We start from the raw sequence: 22,984 nt of genomic DNA, 5'->3' as shown, positions 1-22,984 counted from the left end.
GACCGCCCCCCTCCGCCAAGACTCAGGAGATGATCGAGAGTGGGGAGCTTCCGGTCCTCAGGATCCCGGGAGAGTTTTTCCATCGGCACAGAGATCATAGGCATTAGCGAAATCGATCAATGCTCGATTGTTGGCGGCCATCTCGGCGACCGATCTGACCCGGTGCCGGTCATCCCGGATCCCAGTGATGATCTGGCGCGTTGTCGCAAGATCGAAATGCAACGGGTCCTTGAAGCGCGTCAGATCGTCAGAAATCGACCTATCCGCCTGGAAATCGAAAAAAGCGACGTTCTGGAAGCCGAGAACCTCTTCCGCCAGCCGTACCCGGAAAGGCAAATGGACCGGAAAGAACCGGCTGGCAGCAGGAACATAATTCAATGTCGCCAGGGGCGGCAGAAAGAGGTGGAACCGGACATCGGGATGAGATCGGATGAGATCGACGAGATTCCGCTGGATCGAGCGTTCGCGGTTCTCCACGAGATCGCGCGACAGAGGACGAGCGGCCTCGACATATTTCTCCTTGAAGCTGCCGCAGGTTCCACCCCAGGCCTTGACGGTGACGGCAGGGCCGAACTCGAACTTGTCGTACCAAGTCTGGTAGGCGTCGAAATCCGTCTCCCCGCGCCCCCTGAGCACAGCGATCGACAGGCGGGACGTGCCGAGCGCAAGCAAGTACTCGACATTGGGGACAGGTCCGTCCCGATACATATACCATGGGAAAGGCGCCTGATCGTCCCGGACAGCGTCCGGCGCGACATGGAAGGCGCTAGTATCGAGACCCCAGAAGACATTTTTGACACGCCCGGTCCGCAGGGCGGCCCGCAGGACGAGATATTGTTCATGAGCCGTCGAGCCTGAAATCGAAAGCTTGGTCGCTGGCTTGCCCCAAAGCGCGCGGATGTCGCGCAACAGGAAATTCTCCGTCACGGATGAGCCCACAACGACCGTGTCCTCGGCGAAATTGCGGGCAAGGCCGGCGTTCTGATAGCGCTGCATCCCGTTCCACAAGGCGGGCTTATACAGCGTCGCAGCCCGATAATATTGAAACGGATCGATGACATAATTGAACGCCGCCATTCCCACAGCCGACAGCACCAAGGTTGCCAGGAAAGCGGCCAAGAACCTCCGATAGTCGCGGGCCGCGCCATCCGTCATCGAACCCATCCTCGGTACAGCCTATGCGAAACCAGATCCGCCAAGGGAAGCACTTCACAACCGTGTCCAATAGCAAGATCTGCACCGACGCAAGCCATACCGACAGCTTGACCCGGCCCGCAAATTCTCACAGATGAACGCCATGCCAAAGAAGATACTCGTCACGGGCTGCGCCGGTTTCATCGGCTTCCATGTCGCCAAGCGCCTGCTGGCGGCGGGCTGGTCCGTCGTCGGCCTCGACAACGTCAACGACTATTATGATACCCGGATCAAGGACGGTCGCCTTGCGATCCTACATCAGCAGGCCGGCTTCCGCTTCGAACGCCTCGATCTCGCCGATCGCGCCGGCATCGCCGGCCTGTTCGAGCGGGAGCGCTTCACCCGCGTGGTTCATCTCGCGGCCCAGGCCGGCGTGCGGTATTCGCTCAGTCATCCGGACGTCTATATCGACTCGAATATCCGGGGATTTGAGAACATCCTGGAAGGCTGCCGCCATAACGGCTGCGAGCACCTGATCTACGCCTCGTCCTCCTCCGTCTACGGTGCCAACACGAAGCTGCCGTTCAGCACCTCAGCCTCGGTCGACCATCCGATCAGCCTCTATGCCGCGACCAAGAAGGCCAACGAGTTGATGGCGCATACCTATGCGCATCTCTTCAAGCTGCCATCGACAGGGTTGCGCTTCTTCACCGTCTACGGGCCATGGGGGCGGCCGGACATGGCGATGTGGCTCTTCGCCAAGGCGATCCTCGCAGACCAGCCGATCCGACTGTTCAACAACGGCCAGATGCGACGTGACTTCACCTATGTCGACGACATCGTCGAGGCCATCGTCCGGCTAGTTCCAAAGGTTCCTCCGGGGAACCCGGCTTGGTCCGGAGACAACCCCGATCCGGCGACGAGCTACGCTCCCTGGCGCGTCTTCAACATCGGGAACTCCAGCCCCGTCGAACTCATGTACGTGGTCGAGCAGATCGAGCGCGCGCTCGGCAAGAATGCCATCAAGGAGTTCCTGCCGATGCAACCGGGCGACGTGCCGGCCACCTATGCCGACGTTGCCGATCTTGAGGCTGCGGTTGGCTTCCGACCCGAAACCACGATCGAGGACGGGATCAGCCGCTTCATCGGCTGGTTCAGGGAGTATCACGGAGCGTAGCACGGCAGCCCGCAGGGCGGAGGGCCGGGATCACGCGTCTCGGCCGCTTCGGTTCCTTGCACCGGCAGCCGGGCCGGACCCGGGGCATCGCGATGGGCTTCGGCATCGCCGTCTGCGTGACGCTGTTCACGAGCACCCACGAATTCCTCTATTTTCAAATTTGAGTCCGTCGTATGGGGAGGTACGGGCACTCGGGGCAAGTCCACCGGTTGACTTCTCCCGACCTTGGAGCAATGCCTCGGCTCAGATCGCCCTCTCATCCGAAGTCACCGTTTCGCGGAAGTTCTCAATGGCCCAAACCGACGCCGGCAAAAGCGGAAGCTTGACCGATCTCCTCCCCCGTATCGCCGGCAGGCAGTACCGGATCGGCATCATCGGTCTCGGCTATGTCGGCATCCCGCTGGCGCTGACTGCCTGCAACGCGGGCTTCCAGGTCGTCGGCTTCGACATTGATGCCAAGCGCGTCGCGCAGATCAACCGCGGCGAGAGCTTCATCAAGCATATCCCGACCGCCGCGATCACCGCTGCGATCAAGGAAGAGCGCTTCCGCGCCACCACCGATTTCGACGAGCTACGCGACGTCGACGCCATCATCATCGCCGTGCCGACCCCTTTGACCAAGCATCGCGAGCCCGATCTCAGCTATGTCGAGGCGACGGCCCGCGCGATCGCGCCGCGCCTGCGCAAGGGCCATCTCGTGGTCCTGGAATCGACGACCTGGCCCGGCACGACCGACGAAATCATGCGCCCGATCTTCGAGAAGACCGGCCTGAAGAGCGGCGTCGACTTCTACCTCGCCTTCTCGCCCGAGCGCGAAGACCCCGGCAATCCGGATTTCGGCACCTCGACCATCCCGAAGGTCGTCGGCGGCGACGGCGCTGACGCGCTGGAGCTGGCCAATGCGGTCTATGGCGCGCTCGTGGTCAAGACCGTGCCGGTCTCGTCCTCGGCCACGGCCGAGGCCGTCAAGCTGACCGAGAACATCTTCCGCGCCGTCAACATCGCGCTCGTGAACGAGCTCAAGGTGATCTACGGCAAGATGGGCATCGATGTCTGGGAGGTGATCGACGCCGCCAAGACCAAGCCCTTCGGCTTCATGCCGTTCTATCCGGGCCCCGGCCTCGGCGGGCACTGCATCCCGATCGACCCGTTCTACCTGACCTGGAAAGCCCGCGAGTTCGACGTCACCACCCGCTTCATCGAGCTCGCCGGCCAGATCAACACCGCGATGCCGCATTGGGTGGTCGACCGGATCGCCGAGGCGCTCGACCGCCAGCAGGGCCGTGGCCTGAGCAAGGCGAAGATCCTGGTAATGGGCATAGCCTACAAGAAGAACATCGACGACATGCGCGAGAGCCCCTCGCTGCGCCTGATCGAATTGCTCGAGGAGCGCGGCGCCAAGGCCGATTACCACGACCCGCACGTGCCGGTGATCCCGCCGACCCGCGAGCATGCCAACTTGACCGGCCGTGCCTCGGTCGCGCTTTCGCCGGAGACGATCAAGGGCTATGACGCCGTGCTGATCGCGACGGACCATGACGCGGTCGATTACAAGGCGCTCGTCGCTGCCTCACGCCTCATCGTCGATACGCGCAATGCCTGCGCCAAAGCCGGCCTGACCGGCGATAATATCGTCAAGGCCTGAGCCGCGACGCCCCGGGAAACGCCAGAGACCAACGCCATGACGTCATTCGCACTGATCGGTGCCGCCGGCTATATCGCGCCGCGCCATATGAAGGCCATCAAGGCCGTGGGCGGCGACCTGAAGGTCGCTTTCGATCCCAACGATTCCGTAGGGATCATCGACAGCCATTTCCCGCAGGCGCATTTCTTCACTGAGTTCGAGCGCTTCGACCGCCATGTCGACAAGCTGCGCCGCCGCGACGAGCGCATCGACTATGTCGCGATCTGCTCGCCGAACTACCTGCACGACGCCCATATCCGCTTCGGCCTGCGCGCCGGCAGCGACGTGATCTGCGAGAAGCCGCTGGTCCTGAACCCCTGGAATATCGACGGGTTGATCGAGATCGAGCGCGACTCGGGCCGCAAGGTCAACACGATCCTGCAATTGCGTCTGCACCCGGCGATCCAGGCACTGAAGGAGCGTGTTGCCGCCTCCAACGAGCGCCATTCGGTCGACCTGACCTACATCACCTCGCGCGGGCGCTGGTATCACGCCTCCTGGAAGGGCGACGATTCCAAATCCGGCGGCGTCGCCACCAATATCGGCGTCCATTTCTTCGACATGCTCGCCTATGTCTTCGGCCCCCTGCAGTCGCAGACCGCGAACCTGCGCGAGGGCGAGCGCGCCGGCGGCCTGCTCTCTTACGAGAAGGCCGATGTGCGCTGGTTCCTCTCGGTCGATGCCAACGACCTGCCCGACAGCGTCAAGGGCCAGAAGACGACCTACCGCTCGATCACCATGGATGGCGAGGAGGTCGAGTTCTCCGAGGGCTTCACCGATCTCCATACCCGCAGCTACGAGGAAATCCTCGCCGGCAAGGGTTATGGGCTGGAAGACGTGCGCTTCTCGATCGAGGTCGTCTCGCAATTCCGCAATGCGCCGGTCGTGACTGCCGGCGAGACGCATCCTTTCGTCGCCAAGTACCTCAAGGGCTAAAGCATGGCCGGCGCGTCGCAGATGCGGGAAGACCCGCGTTTCCCGGGCGCTCTCGTGCATGAGAGCGCCTATGTCGACGAAGGCGCGACGCTCGGCGCCGGCACCAAAATCTGGCATTTCGTGCACGTGCTCGGCCAGACCACGATCGGCAAGGATTGCGTGCTCGGCCAGAACGTGATGGCCGGGCCGCGGGTGACAATCGGCGACGGCTGCAAGATTCAGAACAATGTCGCGCTTTATGACGGCGTCGAGCTGGAGGCGGACGTGTTCTGCGGCCCGTCCTGCGTCTTCACCAACGTCAACAATCCGCGCGCCTTCATGAACCGCAAGGCCGAGTTCCGCCGCACGCTGGTGAAACAGGGCGCGAGCATCGGGGCCAATGCGACCATCGTCTGCGGCCATACGCTCGGCGCCTATTGCTTCATTGCCGCCGGCGCGGTGGTGACGAAAGACGTGCCCGACTATGCTCTGATGGCCGGGGTTCCGGCGCGCCGGATCGGCTGGATGAGCAAGGCCGGCGAAAGGCTTGGGCCGGATCTGACCTGCCCGCTGACTGGAATGCGCTATCGGGAAACCGGCCCGGAGCAGCTTGAGGAGATTGCCTGATGAGCGAGCGTCCCGCGATCGAGTTCATCGATCTCAAGGCCCAGCGCCAGCATATCGGCAAGGCGATGGACGAGGCGATCCTCAAGGTCGTCCATGACGGCAACTACATCCTCGGCGAGCAGGTCCAGCAATTCGAGACCGGGCTTGCCGCCTTCTGCGGCGCGAAGCACGCGATCGGCGTCGCCAACGGCACGGACGCGCTGATCCTCGTGCTCGAAGCGCTCGGCATCGGCCCCGGCGACGCGGTGATCTGCCCGAGCTTCACCTTCGCCGCAACCGCCGAGGTTGTCGCCTGGATGGGCGCGACGCCCGTCTTCGCCGAGATCGACGAAGCCACCTACAATATCGACCCGAAGAGCCTCGGCGCGGCGCTGGAGACGGCGAAGCAGCACAAGCTCAATCCCCGCGCCCTGATCAGCGTCGATCTGTTCGGGCAGGCCTGCGACTACGAGCCGATCGAAACCTTCTGCAAGCAGAACGGCCTCGTCCTGATCTCGGATTCGGCGCAGGGCTACGGCGCGCGCTACAAGGGCCGTGTCGCCGGCGCGATCGGCGATTTCGCCACGACGAGCTTCTTCCCCGCCAAGCCGCTGGGTTGCTATGGCGATGGCGGCGCCATTCTCACCGACAATGACGAGCATGCTGCGCTGCTGATGTCGCTGCGCTTCCACGGCAAGGGCTCGTACAAGTACGACAATGTCCGCGTCGGCGTGAACTCGCGGCTCGACACGATCCAGGCCGCCGTGCTGATCGAGAAGCTCAAAATCTATGCCGAGGAGATCGAGAAGCGACAGGTCGTGGCGCAGCGTTACACCGCGGCGCTGAAGGACGTCGTCGTGACGCCGCATGTCATGGCGGATTGCGTCTCGACCTGGGCCCAGTACACGATCCGCGTCGCCGCCGACCGCCGCGATGCCTTCCAGGCGGCGCTGAAGGCCAAGGGCGTGCCGACCACCGTCTATTACCCGAAGCCCCTGCACCAGCAGACCGCCTACAAGCACTATCCCGTTGCCGGGAACGGCCTGCCGATCTCCGAACGCGTCGCGCAGGAAGTCGTCGCCCTGCCGATGCACCCCTATCTCGACGAAGAGACGCAAGGCTACATCATCGCGCAGGTCCTGGAGGCTCTGGCCGCGCCGACGGCCGCGGTCGCATGAGCTAACCCACCGGCTGGCCGCTCACGTCAGGCAGGCGAGCATCGCCTCGGCGCGATGCCGATAGGTGTGCCCGGCCATCACCATCTCGTAGGCCGCGCTGGCGATGCGGGAACGCTCGCCTCGATCCTTGAAGCGGGCGATGACGGCATCCGCATTGGATAGATCGCGCTCGAGCGCGAGGTAATGCTCGTCCGCGATCATGATGTCGTTGAAGCGGCCGCGATAGGCGATCTGGCAGGTTCCGGTGCCGATCGCATCGAAGTGGCGGGACGAAATGGCCTTGCCATAAGCCGGCGCGCGAGGCTCGTGCCTGAAGAAGACCTCGTTCAACTCCTCGAAGCTGGTGTTGTAGTCGTCCAGCACCTCGAAGCCGATCGGCCCCTTCTGCAGCAGGCGCCAGAGCACGGCCTTGACCGGGCTCGGCAGGTGGCGTGCCGCGCGGCGCAAGGGGCTCTCGTTGCTGATCACGATGCCGCTGCGCTTGCTCTTCAGGTAGGCGTAGATGCGGTCGATGAGCTCGTCGTTGGGTGAGATGTACCAACTGCCGGTCTCGGTCGTGATGGTGCCGTAGCTGGTCTGCAGGAAGCGAGCCCAGTCTGCGCGGTCGAGGCGCTTGTCCTCGCCGACATCGATCGACAGCCCCAGGCGCGCTCCGTTCTCGGTGAAAAAGCGCATCATGGTGTTGCGGTCATCGTCGCCGAGATAAGGCGGATATTTGTAGCCGCGCACGCCGATATCGCGCTCGCGCATCTCCGGGCCGGGCGTGAAGACAACCGGATTCAGGGCATGCGGCATCGAGACGATGCGGGCGCCCGATGCGGCGTAGAGATGATCGCCGGCTTCCTGGAGGAGCTGCGTCGCGACGATGTCGCAGCGGGCCTTCGCGAACAGCCTGACGCGCTCTGCAGTCGAAACATAGGGGAAATTGAACTCGTTGCCGACGAAAGTCGCGACCTTGGCCCGACGGCGCTCGGCCAGAATCGGGGCAAGCGGCGCGAAATAGTCGAGCGTGTCGCTGTTGCAGCTATGCAGGAGGATGACAGCGTCGAACGCGTCGATTTCCTGACGAAGCTGATCCGGCGTCAACGTCATGATGTTGCGAACGGTGCAATCGTAGCCGGGGTGCTGCTCGAAGGCGTCGCGCCAATCGTCGTAATAGGACACGCGATTGGGATAGATCAGCGCCAGGATCAGCGTTCTGAGGCGGCTTTCGTTCATTCCGTTTTCCGATATGTCCGACCGGCGGCCCGCGATGCGGCCGGTGTTATCGCTCGGCGGCGACCTTGTCGATCAGGTCCAGGAGCCTGTCTTCGTAGACCTCCCAGCAATAGCTGGTCGCGGCCGTCGCTTTTGCTCGTTCCCGCCGCGATGCGCGCGCGGGCGCATCGAGGGCGGCCGCGACAGCTTCCGCAAGCGAGCCCGGACGATTGACATCATAGACCCAGCCGATGTCATGGCCGCGCACCAGGCCGGCCACGAACGGGATGTCGTTAGTCAGGATGGCCAGCCCGGCATGCATGTATTGCGACAGCTTGTTTGGGCAGGCGAAACGGTAGGATGGCAGATCGCCCTTGTAGGGAATGATGCCGATATCGGCTTCCGCCGCTCCCGCGATCAAGTCCGATTCGAAGACCGGCGGCAGGAAATACACGCTGCGGTCCAGAAGCTTCAGCTGCTCTGCCTGCCGCTTGAGGGCAGCCGTAACGGCATTCTCCGGCCCCCTCAGGAAAAGCGCAGCGCGCTCGCCGTCGACGGCAACCCATTCGCGCAGCAGATCATCCAGTCCACGGCCTTCGACGAAATTGCCCTGGTAGAGGAATTTGACGCGCCCCTTCGCCATCGCCGCCATCTGGCTCTGGAACGGAATGACCGGTGCGGGTGGGCGCGGCTCGGCATTGGGAATAGCTTCGAAGGCCTGTGTCCCCAGAACCTCCGCCAGCTCGATCGCCAGTTGCGGGCTGACCGTCAGGCGCAGATCGGCGTGGGCGGCGAGCTTGCGCTCATACCAGAGCGTCGCAGCCACGAAGCTCGGATGCACGAACTGCATCGCGTAGTACTCGTGAGAGTCATAGACGATCGAGCTGCCGGTCTGTTCCTTCAGCCAGACGCCGGTCTGCATCACGTAGAGATCATGGCAGAAGATGATGTCCGGCTTGATCGGGTTGGCAGCCAGGTAGCGCTGCAGCGTGCGGTTCACGGCTAGCGTCTGCAGCAGGTAGGCGGCATTCGTGCGCAGCCTCCGGTAGAGCGACAAGCGAAAAGCCTTGGCCGTCACCGAGGCCGGCGCGCGGCCCGCGCGCGCGCCTGTGCCAGGAGCCTGCGGCAACGCCAATGCCTGCCAGGCCATCTCAGGCCAGGGCAGCATCGTATAAGGCAGGCGCACGGTCTCATATTCATACCGACTATCAGCCGGCGTTGCCGGGCGCGCGTCGCGCGAGCGCGTCGTGGCAACCACCTTTACCGTATGGCGCTTCGCCAGAGCGGCCGCGGTATAATGAATCCGCGGGTCGAGCGATGGCTCGTGCGGCACGAGCATGAGGATGGTCAGCCCGCCGGAAGGAGGGGTCGCGGAAAGGATCATTCTGTCAGGATTGCAACTTCTCGGCGCCGTTGGGTTGGCCTTAGCACAGCTTGGTGCGAAGCTGCCAGCCCGCGGCCGCGATTATCACAGGCCGGCGCAGCTAGTTGCTGACAAGGGCGAGCCATTGCTGTTAAAGGCCATCCGCCTGTGCTCGACCAAGTGCCCTGAATTGAGGAAGTCGTCTCGAAATGTGCGGAATCGCGGGAGCCGTCTCTCTGGCGCATAAGGCTGTGCCGAAGCTCGACCGTGCACTGGCCGCGATGAATCAGCTGATCGCGCATCGTGGACCGGATGGCCATGGCTTCTGGCGCGCCCCTTCGGATGTGTGCGGCCTCGCCCATCGCCGCCTCGCCATCATCGACCTGTCGCCTGCAGGCCACCAGCCGATGGTTGGCAATAGCGGCACCGTCATCAGCTTCAACGGCGAGATCTATAACTATGTCGAGCTGATGGCCGAGCTGAAGGCCGGCTGGTCCTTCCGCTCGTCTTCCGACACCGAGACCGTGCTGGCTGCCTACGCCAAATGGGGCGTCGATTGCCTGCAGCATCTGCGCGGCATGTTCGCCTTCGCCCTCTGGGACGGCGACCGCTTCTTCGCGGCGCGCGACCGCTTCGGCATCAAGCCGTTCTATTATGCCGTCGTCGACGGCGTGCTCTACTTCGCCTCGGAGATGAAGGCCCTGCTGCCGGTCCTGCCGGAGATTGCGACCGACGCGGACGCGCTGGCCGAGTACATGACCTTCCAGTACACGATCGGCGAGAACACGCTGTTCAAGCATGTGCAGACGCTGCTCCCAGGCCATGCGCTGACGGTGGAGAACGGCGAGGTCAAGGTCTTCCGCTACTGGGACGTCCACTACGACATCGACTTTGACCATACGCCACGCTGGTTCGGCGAGGAGATGCGGGGCCGTCTGACGGATTCGATCAACGTGCATCTGCGCTCGGACGTGCCGGTCGGCGCCTATATCTCCGGCGGCATCGATTCCAGCCTGATCGGCATCCTTGCCGGCCGCGAGGAAGCCTCCGGCCGCATCGGCTTCCACGGCAAGTTCACCGAATTCGAGGGCTACGACGAAAGCGCCTATGCCGAAGCGGCCTGCCGGGACGGCGGCATCGAGCTGCATCAGATCGACATCACGGCGAACGACTTCCGCAACAATATCGAGAAGGTGCTCTACCATCTCGACACGCCGGTCGGCGGCCCCGGCTCCTTCCCGCAATACATGGTCTCGGAACTGGCCGCCCGCCACGTCAAGGTGGTTCTCGGCGGCCAGGGGGGCGACGAGATATTCGGCGGCTATGCGCGCTATCTGATCGCCTATCTCGAACAGGCCATCAAGGCATCGATCGACGGCACGCAGCGCAACGGCAATTTCGTCGTGACGCCGGAATCGATCATCCCGCACCTGACGGTGCTGCAGGAATACAAGCCGCTGATCCGCCAGCTCTTCTCCAAGGGCCTGTTCGGCCCGCTGGACGAGCGCTATTTCCGCTTGATCGACCGCTCCGCCGACATGGAGAACGAGGTCGACTGGTCAGCCCTCGACCGGGCCGGCGTCTTTTCGCGCTTCCAGGCCATCTTCAATTCCGAGCGGAATGTGAAGAAGGAAGCCTATTTCGACTCGATGACGCATTTCGACTTCAAGTGCCTGCTTCCGGCGCTGCTCCAGGTCGAGGACCGGATGTCCATGGCGCACGGGCTGGAATCGCGCGTACCGCTGCTCGACCATTCCGTCGTCGAGTTCGCCGCGACCATTCCCGCCGACCTCAAGTTCAAGGGCGGCCAGATGAAGCATTTCATCAAGTCGACCTTCTCCGGTGACCTGCCGCAGGAACTGGCGCAGCGCCGCGACAAGATGGGTTTCCCCGTGCCGCTGAAGGAGTGGTTCTCGGGCGAACTCAAGGACATGGTCGCCGATATCTTCGCGACACAGAAGAACCGTCACCGCGAGTTCTTCAATTCCGACGCGATCCTCGCCAATTTCGACAAGGCCGAGCGCTTCTCGCGCAAGACTTGGGGGCTGCTCAGCCTCGAGCTCTGGCAACAGATATTCCACGACCGGGCCGCTTCGTACCGGCGCATGCTCGACGAGGTCGAGCCCGCCCAGGTCGCGGCCCAGTAACTCCAGCACTCACGGGAATTAGACGATGAAGGTTTTCATTACGGGAGGCTCCGGCCAGGTCGGCTCGACGGCGGCGGACATGTTCCTCGCGCGAGGCGACACCGTGATGTCGCTCGAGAATTTCTCGACCGGCCGGCATGACAACCTGCTCGCTCAGGAGAACCTGACCCAGGTCGAGGGCTCGATCACCGACTGGAAGCTGGTCGACCAGCTCTTCTCCGACTTCAAGCCCGACGTCGTCGTGCACACCGCCGCCTCCTACAAGGACCCGGAGGACTGGGAGACCGATGCACTGGTCAACGCGGTTGGCGGCGCCAACATCGCCAAGGGCTGCAAGCTGCACAAGGTCGGGCGCCTGATCTATTTCCAGACCGCGCTCTGCTACGGCACCAAGCCGCTGCAGCAGCCGATCACCCTCGATCACCCGATCGATCCGGTGAATTCGAGCTATGCGATCTCGAAGACCGCGGGCGAGCACTATGTGCAGTTCTCGGGCGTGGACTGGGTGACCTTCCGTCTTGCCAACGTCATCGGCCCGCGCAACGTCTCCGGCCCGCTGCCGATCTTCTACGGCCGCCTCGCCGAAGGGAAGAAGTGCTTCGTCACGCCGGCCCGCCGCGACTTCTGCTATGCCGGCGACCTCGCCAAGGTCGTCGTTCAGGCCGCCAACGGCAAGGGCAACGGCACCTATCACTTCTCGTCCGGAAAGGACGTGGCGATCAAGGAGCTCTATGACGCCGTCGTGAAGGCGATGAAGCTCAACGACTATCCCGAGCCCGAGGTGAAGCCGCTCGGCCCGGACGACGCCGCCTCAATCCTGCTCGACCCCTCGCGCACCTTCGCCGATTTCGGCGATGTCGAGTTTACGCCGCTCGACGAGATCGCGCGGCTGTCGGTCGAGCGCTGGGAGAGGGAAGGCGTCGTCGGCGGCTATACCCATCTCAAGGAAGCCCGCGCCCCGATCAAGACCTAAAGCCGGCGGGAACGGACCCGGCGACGAAAGGGCGAGCAACAATGAGTATCCTCAAGCGGGTTGGCCGCAGAATTCGGCGCCTTATCGAACTGAGCGCCGCGGAGGCCCCGGACGCTGTTGCGCGGTTGCAGCAGCAGGTCGACGCCCTCAAGGCGGAGAACGATAGCGTCTATGCGATGCTCTACGCCTTGGCGCATGACAACGATCAGCCCGCGGCCTTCGCCACGCGCAGCACCGTCGATGCCTTCGGCCATCAATGGGCCAATCTGCAGGAGGGCGCCTTCATGCTCTCCGACCCCTGGTTCAAGCAGAATGTCGATGACATCATCAGCGGCCAGGAATTGCAGATCGACCGTTCGTGGTTCACCGGCAAGCGCGTTGTGGATGCAGGCTGCGGCGGCGGGCGCTGGTCCTACGGGCTGGCCAAGCTCGGCTGCGAGGTGACCGCCGTCGACGTCAACACGTCGGCGATCGCGGCGACCCGCAAGGCGCTGGAAGCTCTCGGCGCCCGGGGCAGCTTCGTCCACAGCGAGATCGAGGAGATCGGACAGAAACTGCCGGCCGAGAGCTTCGATCTCGTCTGGTCGTGGGGCGTCCTGCACCATTGCAAGAGCTTCAACCGCGCTCTTGCCGCTGCAGCCGGCCTGGTCAAGTCTGGCGGCGTTCTTCACCTCTACCTTTACGGCCGCGAGTCGATCCCGCTCGCCGACGACGTGCAGCTCTTCAAGAAGCGCATGCACTACAATTTCCTACCCACGCCGGATGCGCGGATGGCGTTCCTGGAGCAGATGGCGGTCGGACACGGGCTGGACGTCCATCACGTCCACGACATCTATGCGCCGCTGATCAACCGACGCTTCACCTTCGCCGAAGTGAGCGACATGCTGCGCCCGCTCGGCTTCACCCAATTCGAGCAGACGATCGTCCACAAGGAAGTCTGGCTGCGCGCGATCAAAGGCGACGCCTCCCCTGAACTGGCTGGCAAGTTCCTGCCCAAGGCTACTGCGCCTTACTGGTTCCAGCGCGATCAGTCCTGATACAGACAGCGGAGAAAAGACGGTGCGTATCCTGATCACCGGCGGCGCCGGCTGCCTCGGCTCGAACCTGACCGAGCGCTATCTCGAAGCCGGACACGAGGTGCTCGTGCTCGACAATTTCGCCACGGGCCATCGCGGCTCGCTGCCGGAGGCGCATCCGGGGCTGACCGTCGTCGAAGGCAAGGTCCAGGACTGCGTCCTCGTCGACAACCTTTTCGCCGAATTCAAGCCGAGCCATGTCATCCATTCGGCCGCGGCCTACAAGGATCCCGACGACTGGCTCGAGGATACGCGCACCAATGTCGAGGGCACGATCCACGTGGTCGAGGCTGCCAAGGTCGCCGGCGTACAGCGCTTCGTGAATTTCCACACCGCGCTCGGTTACGGCAGGCCAGAGGCTCTGCCGATCCCGGCCGATGCGCCGGCCCGCCCCTTCACCAGCTACGGCATCTCGAAACAGGCGGGCGAGAACTACCTTGCCGTCTCCGGCCTGCCCTTCGTCTCGCTCAGGCTCGCCAACGTGACCGGTCCGCGCCTGGCGATCGGCCCGATTCCGACCTTCTATACGCGCCTGAAGGCCGGCAAGGGCTGCTTCTGCTCCAAGACCGTGCGTGACTTCATCGACATGGACGATTTCTTCTCGGTGATGGACGCGGTGATGGCCGAGGGCGCGCCCAGCGGCGTGTTCAATGTCTCCACCGGCACCGGCCATACCATCAAGGAAATCTTCGACATCGTCGTCGACCATCTCGGCATCACGCTCAGCGAGCCCGTTCCGGAGGTCGAGCCGGGAGCCGATGACGTCCCCGCCGTCGTGCTCGATCCCTCCAAGACGATCGAAACCTTCGGCTGGCGGCCGCGCTACTCCTTCGAGCAGACGATCCGGCGCATGCTGGCCTGGTATGATACCCACGGTGTCACGGCGATCTACAGTCACCTCAAGGCGCCGCCGGCCAAGGCCTGACCGCCGACGACCGCTGCGCCTCTCCTTCACCCGGACGGATATTTCCCATGACCGAAAGCTTTGCTGGCAAGAACGTGCTGGTCGTCGGCGGCGCCGGCTTCGTCGGCTCCAACCTCGTGAAGCAGATCCTGCGCGAGAAGCCGCGCAAGCTGACGATCGTCGACAATTTCCTCTCGGCCGACCCGGTCAATGTCCCGGACGATCCGGCGGTGAAGCTGGTGTCGGGACCGATCACCAGTGATCGTATCCTGGCGGGGCTCGACGACGATCTCGATTACGCCTACCACCTCGCCTGCTTCCATGGGAACCAGTCGTCGATCCATGACCCGCTGATGGATCACGACAACAACACCCTGACCACGCTGAAGCTGTTCGAGCGGCTGAAGGACATCAAGTCGCTGAAGAAGGTGGTCTATTCCGCGGCCGGCTGCGCCGTCGCCGTCAAGACCTTCGACGGCGCCACCGCTACGACCGAAGAGGCGCCGGTCTCGCTTTTCCACGATAGCCCGTATTCGATCTCGAAGCTGATCGGCGAGATGTACGGAAACTACTATTTCACGCGGTACGGCATGCCCTTCGTCAAGGCACGTTTCCAGAACGTCTACGGCCCCGGCGAAATCCTCGGCGCGGGCCGCTGGCGCGGCACCCCGGCGACGGTCTGGCGCAACGTCACCCCGACCTTCATCTGGAAATCGCTGCACGGCGAGGCTCTGCCGGTGGAGAATGGCGGCATCGCCACCCGCGACTTCATCTTCGTCGAGGACATGGCGCGCGGCCTGATGGCCTGCGGCCTGAAGGGCGAGGCGGGCGAGATCTACAATCTCGGCTCGGGCGCCGAGATCTCGATCCGCGAACTCGCTGAGCGTATCAATGCCGCGACCGGCAACGCGAGGCCGATCGCCCTGACCCCGGCCCGCGACTGGGACCGCTCCGGGCAGCGCTTCGCCTCGACCGACAAGGCCCGCGAGAAACTCGGCTTCGTGGCGCAAGTGCCGCATGAGGAAGGCGTGCGCCGCACCGTCGCCTGGACACAGGAAAACCGGGCCACGATCATGCGCTGCATGCTGCAGCATGTGCATTTCGTGCCTGAGGTCCGAAAATACGCGGCCTGAAGCCGCTCCGAAGCCGCTGTGCCGAACCAAGGAGAGATCTCACCTTGGAATATGCTGCGACAACGGGATCGCCGCCATCGATGATGGGGGCGATGGCGGCCTTTAGGGTTTCCGGCCTCTCAGCTTGTCGATGCGAAAGGTCCAGCCATGAATCTGGACCGTCAAGTTGTCGTATGCGCCACCGTCGAACGCGTGGAAGCGCCGTTCGAATTCAGCCGCCGCCATATCCGGCTCAATCTTGCACATTGCACGAAAGTCGGCACGCGAACGTTTGCGCCCCCCCCAGCGGAGATTCGCAACCATCACCACCTGCTGCCTCAGCAAACGCGGACCATATCGCCTCAGAAGGCGCATCGAAGCATCGTTGGCCAAACCAAGCAATTGGGCCGGCGTGCAAGCCGCCGGCACCTCGAACCATTCGACATCGACGATCGGCCCGTCATCGACCTTCGCCGTCATGCCGTGCAGCGTAGCACCATAGCGGCTGACGCCATCATAGATCGCGAAGTGATGCGGATCGCGGCCAGGATAGTCGGGAGAGGCGGCGTGCACGTTGAAAGCCCGGCCCTCGAAGCGCCCAAGCACATCCGGCGGCACGATGACCGACGTCCCGAACGAGACGAGAAGATCCCCTGTCGCCGTCCGGAGTTCGTCGAGCGTCTCAACGATCCGCGGCGGGGTGTCCCCGATCGTCAACGCATCGACGACCGCGTCCCGCAGTTCCCCGGCGACGCTCGTGAGCAGGATGACGGTGCCGGAAGCTTCAGACATGGGCCCGCTCCGGAAAAGCATCGTGGAGCGGCCGGCCGTCCCACATCAGGTAATCGATCACCGACAAGCCGGGCAAGAAGCGGGCCCCATCGCCATAAGGCGCTGGAATAAAGTTTTGCGGCACAAGCGTCTGGCCGTTTTCACCGAACACATGGTCCAGTTGATAGCCCGTGGCGCCGCCGCCAGCGAGATAGGCATCGCCGCCAGCGGCCGTGACGATGCTCACCAACAGATCCGTCGCGCTCCCGGAACAGGCAAGCTCGGACTGCCGCGCAAATCGCGTGGACAGGCCGAGCCGATCCGCGATCGCGCGGATCGCCGCGATGTTGAAATCGGCCAGATTGATCTCGGCTGAACGGATCAGCGGCTCCAGGAAGTCGAGAGCCGGCTTGTATTGGGGAGCCTTTCGATAGTTCGCCTCCAGCGTCTTCAGCAGCTTGGTCTGCCATGGCTGGCGGCCGTCAATCCGCGCCTGCGCGATCGGAGAGCCCAGGGGCATGCGCAGAACCGGGCAGCTCACCCATTGAGGTTGCCCCTGTATGGCGAGGCGCACGCGGTTGCACCAAGATCCCATGCTGCCGGACCCAGCGCGGGGATAATCCACCTGATCAAGAAACACGAAGGCATCAGCCTTTCGAATCTTGTCGAAATACCCGAGCCACGGGAAAAAATTCGGCTGATGGATAGCGACGAGCCCCGCCATGCGAGCTGCTCACAGACGGGTGTCGAAGAAGGTCTTGAGGCGGCGAAACCACCATAGCCCACCGACGAAGAGAACCGACGACAGGGCGACGAGGTAAAGCATCATCCAGGTTTCCGGCAGGGTTCCGTGCAGGATCGGCGCCCGAAAGCATTCCGCGATGACGTAGAAGGGATTGAAGAGCAGAATTTTCTGAATGGCCGCCGGATATGAGGACAGAGCGTAGAAGATCGGAGAGGCGAAGAGGGCGGCCGTCAGGACCGAGGGCAAGGCGATGGCCGTATCGCGGACGAAGACGTTCAGGGCCGATAGGAACAGGCCTATGCCCGAAACGAAGAAGAGCTGCAGAAGGATGATGACGGGCAAAATCAGCACCGTCGCGTTGATCGTCTCTCCTCCCAGAATCTGGAGCAGAAACACCGAGATGAGACCGACAGCGAGGGGAACCACCCCCATCATCGCCCCGACGATCGGCAGAATCTCCGATTTGAAAGCTATGTTCTTCACGACACCGGCGTTACCGACGACGGAATTCGTGGCGCTCATGAGGCCTTCGTTGAGTCCCAGCCAAGGAGCATAGCCGCTGAGCAGCCAGATGATGAACGGCAAAGTGCCATCCTTCCCCGGCAACCGGCCCGGGAAAACGTATGTAAAGACAAAAACGAAAATCCCCATCAGCAACAGCGGAGACAAGATCGCCCAGATCAGACCGAGCGACGAACCGAGGAAGCGGTCGGCCAGATTCATCCGAAAAAGACTGTTGATCATCCGGATATCATTGCGGTCGAAATAGAACATTGGCACGTCAGGCGCCCTTCTCGATATGTCCGGATAACTTCATCGGATAGTAGAGCATCGGCTTGCCGCCGAATTGTCCCTGTTCGTCACGGACCTCGAAGGTGAGGGCCTTTGACGCGATCGGCCGGCCTTCCTGCACCAGCGCAGCGTCCAGGCGATACAGGTTCTCTCCAAGCACCAAGGGCTCGAAAAGGATCTCGACCCCGAATTCGCCCGAAGGCAGGGCTTCACCTGCTCTCGATGACAGCTTTTCACGCCAGATTGTCGTGCCGTCGACACGCAGGATGCTGACGACCAGATCGGTGTCGGGCGTGGCATGGTTCAGCCTTCCCGAAACCCTGGCCAGCATCGGCACGAAAGCCTTCGCGGAGGCGACGACCGCCTGGCCGTTTTGCTCGAGCGAGAGAGCGTCAAGGCCACCGAGCTCCGGAAAATCGGGTGGCAGGCTCGGTGAGCCGAATTTACGGGCGAGATCCTCTGCATCGGCTTTTTCGACACTGCCGAGATAGGCTTCGGTGACAGCCTCGGGAGAACCGTCCATCACCAGTCTTCCGTTATCGAGCCATAGGCAGCGATTGCAGATTTCGACGATGGTCGTCAGCGAATGGCTTACCGCCACCACGATCTGGCCAGCCTGCGTCATCTCCTTCATCCGACGCGTCGCCTTGCGGGAGAATGTCGCATCCCCGACTGATAGCGTCTCATCGATGATCAGGATGTCGGTCTTGATGAAGGCGCCCATCGAGAACGCCAGACGCGCCTTCATTCCCGAAGAATAAGTTCGGACCGGACGGTCGATGAAATCGCCGAGCTCCGCAAAGGCGATGATCTCCTCGACCAACGTGTCGATCTGCCCTTTGGTGCGCCCATGAACGGCACCGTCGAGATAAATATTCTCGCGTCCGGTCGCTTCGTCCCGCAGCACCGCCCCGATCGAGAGCATCGCATGGAGATCGCCTTGCACCTCGATCGTACCCGAGGAGGGCTCTGTGATCCCCGCGATCAGTGAAAGCAGCGTCGTCTTGCCCGCACCGTTTCGCCCGATGATGCCGACACGCTCGCCCGGCGAGATCGTGAAGGAAACGTCCTTCAGCGCGTCGACATGGCGGGTCACCAGCTCCTTGCGGCCAAGACGCAGTGCCTCGGACAGGGAAACGGGGCCTCCCCCATATTCGGCCAAGGCAAAGGACTTGCCCACGCCCTTCACGGAGATCGAAGCGGTCATGGCCTCGCAACACTCCACCGTGTCGGCAGCGCAACGCCGCTCGTATCCTCGCCGAGAATCTCCAAGGCCACGCCGTTGCTGCTCAGCCAGCCGATGCTGTCGAGCAATGTGAAGGCGCCCGGCGCGTCCTCATCCTCCATGACCAGCTGGAAACTCAACTGATACGATCCAGGCTCCAAAGGCAGCTCGTCTACCTCCACGTCCAGCCGGTGCCGTCCCGCCTCCCTGGCAATCACAACCGGATATCGCGTCATCATCGCGATTTCCCAGCCACGGCCGGGCTGCATCCTTTCAATGACGAAAGCAGCACGAATTTCCCGGTCTTCGGAGACCTCCACCGGAACAGACAGACTTAAGCGCTCGCCGACCCTGCGCTCAATGGAAGAGGCAGGCGCGGTTCCAAACCGTGCAATCTCCTGCCGATAGCTCGGCGAGGCGTCCTCGCCGTAAAGATATATGCGCGCGGCGCGTTCGGCCGGCCCCGAGAATATGATCTGTCCCTTATCGAGAACATGCGCCGACCTGCATAGCTTCAGCACCGCGGACCAGTCATGGGTCACCAGAATCCCGGACGCGCCGTTGGCGACACGTTCTTGAAGCCTGCGCCAGCATTTTGCCTGGAAATGCTGGTCTCCGACGGAGAGAATTTCGTCGAGAAGATAGACTTCATATTGACCAGCCGTCGCTGTCGCGAAGAACAGGCGTGCTCCCATGCCGGCCGAGTAAGTCTGCACGGGATCCTCAAAACGATCACCCAATTCCGAGAAATCGTGGATATCGGCGATCATCTGCGCCCGCTCGCGTCGCGAAAAGCCATGCGTCGTCAGAAGCCTTTCCGCATATTGCCGGCCGGTGAGCAGAGCATTCCCGACGAGACCGAGTTCGTAGAGGCCGGAAAGGGTTCCCTGTACGCTGACGGAGCCCGTATCCGACGGATAAACGCCACCGATGATGCGCAGAAGCGTCGACTTGCCAGCGCCGTTCCGTCCGAGGATTCCAACAAACTCGCCCTTGGGCACCTCGAAAGTCACATCCTTGAGCGCGTGGAACCGGCTGAGCCGGGCAGGGTCAGAAAAGATGACCTTCCATACGTTTCCGGCATTGATCAGGGCAAAGCTCTTGGACACGCCAGAGCACGTCACTGAAATCGCGGCGGGTTTCATCGGAAACGTTCAAATCCCTCTGCCGACGCGAACAAAATGCACCCGGAGAACGGCCTTTGCGAATGCCGATCACGCCCGCCGACACGTAAGCGCAACCCACCGGCGCCATCGGCTGACCATGTCGCATGAGCCGCGTCGGCACTCAACCCTCGATCCCAGGGGGCCGAGTTCAGTTCCCCACGCGCCAGCGATCCTCGACCGGACGCTCCCCCCCCAAAAACACCCGACACCATTGTTCGAAGGACAGTAGCGACCAGATCAGCAGCCGGTTGTTCTTGCGGCCTGACATATGCGCCTCGACCGTCGAGCGGATAAAATCGGCATCGAGATAATCCGCCGCAGCAAGTTCTCCTCCCAGCAGCATTTCCCGCACATAGTCGGCGTTCGCGCCGCGGTACCACGAAGCTTCCGGCGACGAGAAACCCTGCTTCCGGCGGTTCATGATCTCCTGCGGGAGAACATGCGCCATCGCTTGCCTCAGGCAGCTCTTGCCGCCTGCAAACGAGTCCTCTGCGAGCAGCTTCTTGCGCAGGGCATCCTCATCGACCTGAAGCATGTGCTCCAGATCCGACAGCTTATGCCTTGCAGGCAAGCTCACGGCGAAGTCGACCAATGCGTTGTCGAGGAACGGGAAGCGCTCCTCAAGCCCACTTGCCATCGCCAGCTTGTCGCCGACAAGCAGCAGGCTGGAGAGAAAAGTACGGCTCTCAAAGTAAAGCGCTGCGGAAATATGATCTTCAGGAGAGTCGAATGACAAATTCGGGGCGCCGGAATAGACGGACTTGAAGACGTCGAACATCTCGGCCTCATCATCGGCATCAGCTCCGAATATGCGCTTCCTATCTTCAACCGTCGTCAATCTCTGCCAGAAACCATAGTAATTCGACAGATAATCCTCTCGCCCGATCGAACGAAATACCCGGTAATACCGCCACGGATACCCCCCGAACAATTCGTCCCCGCCAGCTCCGGAAAAACACACCTTGACAAATTTCGAAGCCAAGCGAGCGATATAGTAATTCGGATAGCTCATGCCGAGGCGCAGATCCTCGAGATGCCAGACGACGCGCGGCAAAGACCAACGGATGTCGCCGGCATTCATGACCTGCTCGTAATGCTCGGTCTTGAAGGTGTAAGCCATCAACTCGGCAGCGCGGCGCTCGTCAAACTGTGCCTCTACGCCCTCCACGTTGCTCATCTCGAAACCGGCGGTGAAGGTTTGCATCCGCGGAACATGAGGATGAGCGAGAGCGACGAGCGTACCTGAATCCATGCCCCCGGACAGATAGGCCCCGACAGGAACATCCGAGACGAGTTGCCGTTCGACGGCCGCGGCCATCAGGCTTTCGAGGGTCTCGACGGCTTCCTGCTCATCGAGTGGCTGCGGTTTCGAGTAATCGTAATCCCAATAGGTTTCCCGACGCTCCCCATGCTGGTCGACCATCAGGATCGTGGCCGGCGGCAGGTGCTCGACGCCCTCGAACAGGGTGTGCGGGCGAAAAAGATTCTGGAATGTGAAATATTCGCGCAACGCGGCGCGATTCACCTGGACCTTGAAATCGGGGTGGGAGAGGAACGCCTTGACTTCGGAGGCGAAGGCGATGCGGCCCGCCGAGCGCCAGAGATAGAGCGGCTTGACGCCGTAGCGATCCCGTACGAGCCATAGGCGACCCTCACGCGCGTCCCAGAGCGCGAAAGCTGCCATGCCGTCGATGCGCCGCGCCAACGACGCAACACCCCAGATGACGCAGCCAGCCAGCAGAACTTCCGTGTCGGAGCGGGTGCGAAATACCCAGCCCTGCTCCGAAAGCTCCTTTTTCAGCTCCCTGAAATTGTAGATCTCCCCGTTAAAGACGATCGTCCAACGGTTGTCCGGCGAATGCATGGGCTGGTTGGCAACAGCCCTGAGATCGATGATCGACAACCGTCGATGGCCGAGCCCGAGAGGCCCATCGACATGAAGACCCTTTCCGTCCGGGCCGCGATGCGCGAGCGCATCGCGCATCGCAACAACGATGCGCTCATCGGCTGGCGAGCCGTCGCGATTGAAGTAGCCGGCGATTCCGCACATTCAGCCAACTCACCTGATATTCGGGCGGCCGAATTTCGCGACCGTGTCATCGTACCAACGTCCCATCGCGGCAGCATAGCCATCGATCGCGCGCTGGAGACGCTGGCGCGGCGGCAGGACCTCGGCCGTCCACCATTCCGGGTGCGTCAACACCTGCAACTTGTCCTCGCGGGCTTCGCTTAGCACATCCCGAAGGCGCCGATAGAGCCAGACACCGTTGGAGTCAGAAACATAGCCATAGGTCTCGCGCAAGCGCCGGGAATAGGCATTGACCAGCCCGGCGAGCTCGTCATCGTCCGGCATCGGCTCTTCAAGAACTCCGTAGAGATGGAAACTGACAGCCGTCGGCTCCACGCCGAATTCGCGTTTCAGCAAGTCGCGTTCAGCTGCGATCGCCTCAATCAGCTGGCTCCGCGTCAACCCCTTGCCAAAATGCGTGGGATCGAAATGCAGCGCGATCTGATGACCAAGTGCGATAATCTGCATGACAAGCGCATGCGTCAACGGATTGAGCAGATTATAATACAAGCAGCGAGGAAAAAGAAAATAAGTTGCGATTACCCCTTCTTCGTGCTCGATCTGAGCTAATCGTAGCGCCCTATTCATCGAAGCATCGAGATCATGCCGCCACAGGACATGTGGCACGCCGCTGCTTTCCTTGTATCCTATAAATTTATACGTCTCTTTCGCTTGGCGAAGAAGGCTCCGATAGCTCTCTTCGGTGAAGTCAGAAAATTCTTCGAGATGGTGCTTCGCGTCGCGCATGATG

General features: G+C 62.3%; 20 protein-coding genes. 10 read left to right on the top strand and 10 right to left on the bottom strand.

The genetic code is table 11. From position 1 onward, the window contains the following. Window positions 1-57: 57 nt before the first annotated feature. Window positions 58-1,155 carry a hypothetical protein gene (locus AC3WMA_RS22535; protein WP_492287565.1) on the bottom strand — a complete coding sequence of 366 codons (1,098 nt, stop codon included), beginning with the start codon at window positions 1,153-1,155 and terminating at the stop codon, window positions 58-60. 142 nt (window positions 1,156-1,297) lie between these two features. Between AC3WMA_RS22535 and AC3WMA_RS22530 the strand changes: the two genes are divergently transcribed. The 5 genes from AC3WMA_RS22530 (at window position 1,298) to AC3WMA_RS22510 (ending at window position 6,694) form a co-directional block, all read left to right on the top strand. Further along, on the top strand, window positions 1,298-2,311 hold the full coding sequence (locus tag AC3WMA_RS22530) for an NAD-dependent epimerase (protein WP_492287564.1): 1,014 nt from the start codon (window positions 1,298-1,300) through the stop codon (window positions 2,309-2,311). Between the two features lie 289 nt (window positions 2,312-2,600). Beyond that, a complete protein-coding gene (locus tag AC3WMA_RS22525; protein WP_492287563.1) occupies window positions 2,601-3,956 on the top strand; it encodes a nucleotide sugar dehydrogenase in 1,356 nt (451 codons plus the stop codon). Window positions 3,957-3,992: 36 nt separating this feature from the next. Beyond that, window positions 3,993-4,931, top strand: a complete 939-nt coding sequence (locus tag AC3WMA_RS22520) for a Gfo/Idh/MocA family oxidoreductase (RefSeq protein ID WP_492287562.1) — start codon at window positions 3,993-3,995, stop codon at window positions 4,929-4,931. A gap of 3 nt (window positions 4,932-4,934) precedes the next feature. Further along, window positions 4,935-5,537, top strand: a complete 603-nt coding sequence (locus tag AC3WMA_RS22515; RefSeq protein ID WP_492287561.1) for an acyltransferase — start codon at window positions 4,935-4,937, stop codon at window positions 5,535-5,537. Continuing rightward, entirely contained in the window at window positions 5,537-6,694 is a 1,158-nt protein-coding gene (locus AC3WMA_RS22510; protein WP_492287560.1) for a DegT/DnrJ/EryC1/StrS family aminotransferase, read from the top strand. The genes AC3WMA_RS22515 and AC3WMA_RS22510 overlap by 1 nt, the downstream gene beginning before the upstream one ends. A 21-nt stretch (window positions 6,695-6,715) precedes the next feature. Here the strand turns inward: AC3WMA_RS22510 and AC3WMA_RS22505 are convergent, their stop codons facing one another. Further along, window positions 6,716-7,912 (bottom strand): glycosyltransferase, encoded by a 1,197-nt coding sequence (locus AC3WMA_RS22505; RefSeq protein ID WP_492287559.1) that lies wholly within the window; start codon window positions 7,910-7,912, stop codon window positions 6,716-6,718. Between the two features lie 46 nt (window positions 7,913-7,958). Then, window positions 7,959-9,230 (bottom strand): glycosyltransferase, encoded by a 1,272-nt coding sequence (locus tag AC3WMA_RS22500; RefSeq protein ID WP_492287558.1) that lies wholly within the window; start codon window positions 9,228-9,230, stop codon window positions 7,959-7,961. Between the two features lie 233 nt (window positions 9,231-9,463). Here AC3WMA_RS22500 and asnB (AC3WMA_RS22495) point away from each other — a divergent pair, with 233 nt between their 5' ends. The 5 genes from asnB (AC3WMA_RS22495) to AC3WMA_RS22475 are packed head-to-tail and all read left to right on the top strand — an operon-like array spanning window position 9,464 to window position 15,487. Beyond that, complete coding sequence (gene asnB, locus AC3WMA_RS22495; protein ID WP_492287557.1) at window positions 9,464-11,401, top strand: asparagine synthase (glutamine-hydrolyzing); 1,938 nt, start codon at window positions 9,464-9,466, stop codon at window positions 11,399-11,401. A 25-nt stretch (window positions 11,402-11,426) separates the two neighbouring features. Next, window positions 11,427-12,374, top strand: coding sequence for an NAD-dependent epimerase/dehydratase family protein (locus AC3WMA_RS22490; protein ID WP_492287556.1), 948 nt, complete (start codon window positions 11,427-11,429; stop codon window positions 12,372-12,374). Between the two features lie 41 nt (window positions 12,375-12,415). Then, window positions 12,416-13,411: a class I SAM-dependent methyltransferase gene (locus AC3WMA_RS22485; RefSeq protein ID WP_492287555.1), complete on the top strand. Its 996-nt coding sequence runs from the start codon at window positions 12,416-12,418 to the stop codon at window positions 13,409-13,411. A 22-nt stretch (window positions 13,412-13,433) separates the two neighbouring features. Next, complete coding sequence (locus tag AC3WMA_RS22480; protein ID WP_492287554.1) at window positions 13,434-14,375, top strand: NAD-dependent epimerase/dehydratase family protein; 942 nt, start codon at window positions 13,434-13,436, stop codon at window positions 14,373-14,375. Window positions 14,376-14,422: 47 nt separating this feature from the next. Next, window positions 14,423-15,487 (top strand): NAD-dependent epimerase/dehydratase family protein, encoded by a 1,065-nt coding sequence (locus AC3WMA_RS22475; RefSeq protein WP_492287553.1) that lies wholly within the window; start codon window positions 14,423-14,425, stop codon window positions 15,485-15,487. Between the two features lie 102 nt (window positions 15,488-15,589). Here AC3WMA_RS22475 and AC3WMA_RS22470 read toward each other — a convergent pair whose 3' ends face one another. The 7 genes from AC3WMA_RS22470 to AC3WMA_RS22440 all read right to left on the bottom strand — a co-directional run bounded on the left by AC3WMA_RS22470 (window position 15,590) and on the right by AC3WMA_RS22440 (window position 22,980). Beyond that, window positions 15,590-16,258 (bottom strand): formyltransferase family protein, encoded by a 669-nt coding sequence (locus AC3WMA_RS22470; protein WP_492287552.1) that lies wholly within the window; start codon window positions 16,256-16,258, stop codon window positions 15,590-15,592. Further along, window positions 16,251-16,961 (bottom strand): WbqC family protein, encoded by a 711-nt coding sequence (locus tag AC3WMA_RS22465; protein ID WP_492287551.1) that lies wholly within the window; start codon window positions 16,959-16,961, stop codon window positions 16,251-16,253. The genes AC3WMA_RS22470 and AC3WMA_RS22465 overlap by 8 nt, the downstream gene beginning before the upstream one ends. A 9-nt stretch (window positions 16,962-16,970) precedes the next feature. Then, complete coding sequence (locus AC3WMA_RS22460) at window positions 16,971-17,756, bottom strand: ABC transporter permease (RefSeq protein WP_492287550.1); 786 nt, start codon at window positions 17,754-17,756, stop codon at window positions 16,971-16,973. Window positions 17,757-17,763: 7 nt separating this feature from the next. Continuing rightward, on the bottom strand, window positions 17,764-18,981 hold the full coding sequence (locus AC3WMA_RS22455) for an ABC transporter ATP-binding protein (protein ID WP_492287549.1): 1,218 nt from the start codon (window positions 18,979-18,981) through the stop codon (window positions 17,764-17,766). Continuing rightward, window positions 18,978-20,144, bottom strand: a complete 1,167-nt coding sequence (locus AC3WMA_RS22450) for an ABC transporter ATP-binding protein (RefSeq protein ID WP_492287548.1) — start codon at window positions 20,142-20,144, stop codon at window positions 18,978-18,980. Before AC3WMA_RS22450 ends, AC3WMA_RS22455 begins: the two co-directional genes overlap by 4 nt. Window positions 20,145-20,313: 169 nt before the next feature. Beyond that, window positions 20,314-22,215, bottom strand: coding sequence for an asparagine synthase (glutamine-hydrolyzing) (asnB, locus tag AC3WMA_RS22445; protein ID WP_492287547.1), 1,902 nt, complete (start codon window positions 22,213-22,215; stop codon window positions 20,314-20,316). A 9-nt stretch (window positions 22,216-22,224) separates the two neighbouring features. Next, window positions 22,225-22,980 carry a hypothetical protein gene (locus AC3WMA_RS22440; protein ID WP_492287546.1) on the bottom strand — a complete coding sequence of 252 codons (756 nt, stop codon included), beginning with the start codon at window positions 22,978-22,980 and terminating at the stop codon, window positions 22,225-22,227. Between the last annotated feature and the right edge of the window lie 4 nt (window positions 22,981-22,984).

This window comes from Allobosea sp. FW305-C-101 (assembly GCF_058783685.1).
Note: the sequence above shows the minus strand (reverse complement) of the source record. Positions and strands in the feature narration are given on the sequence as shown.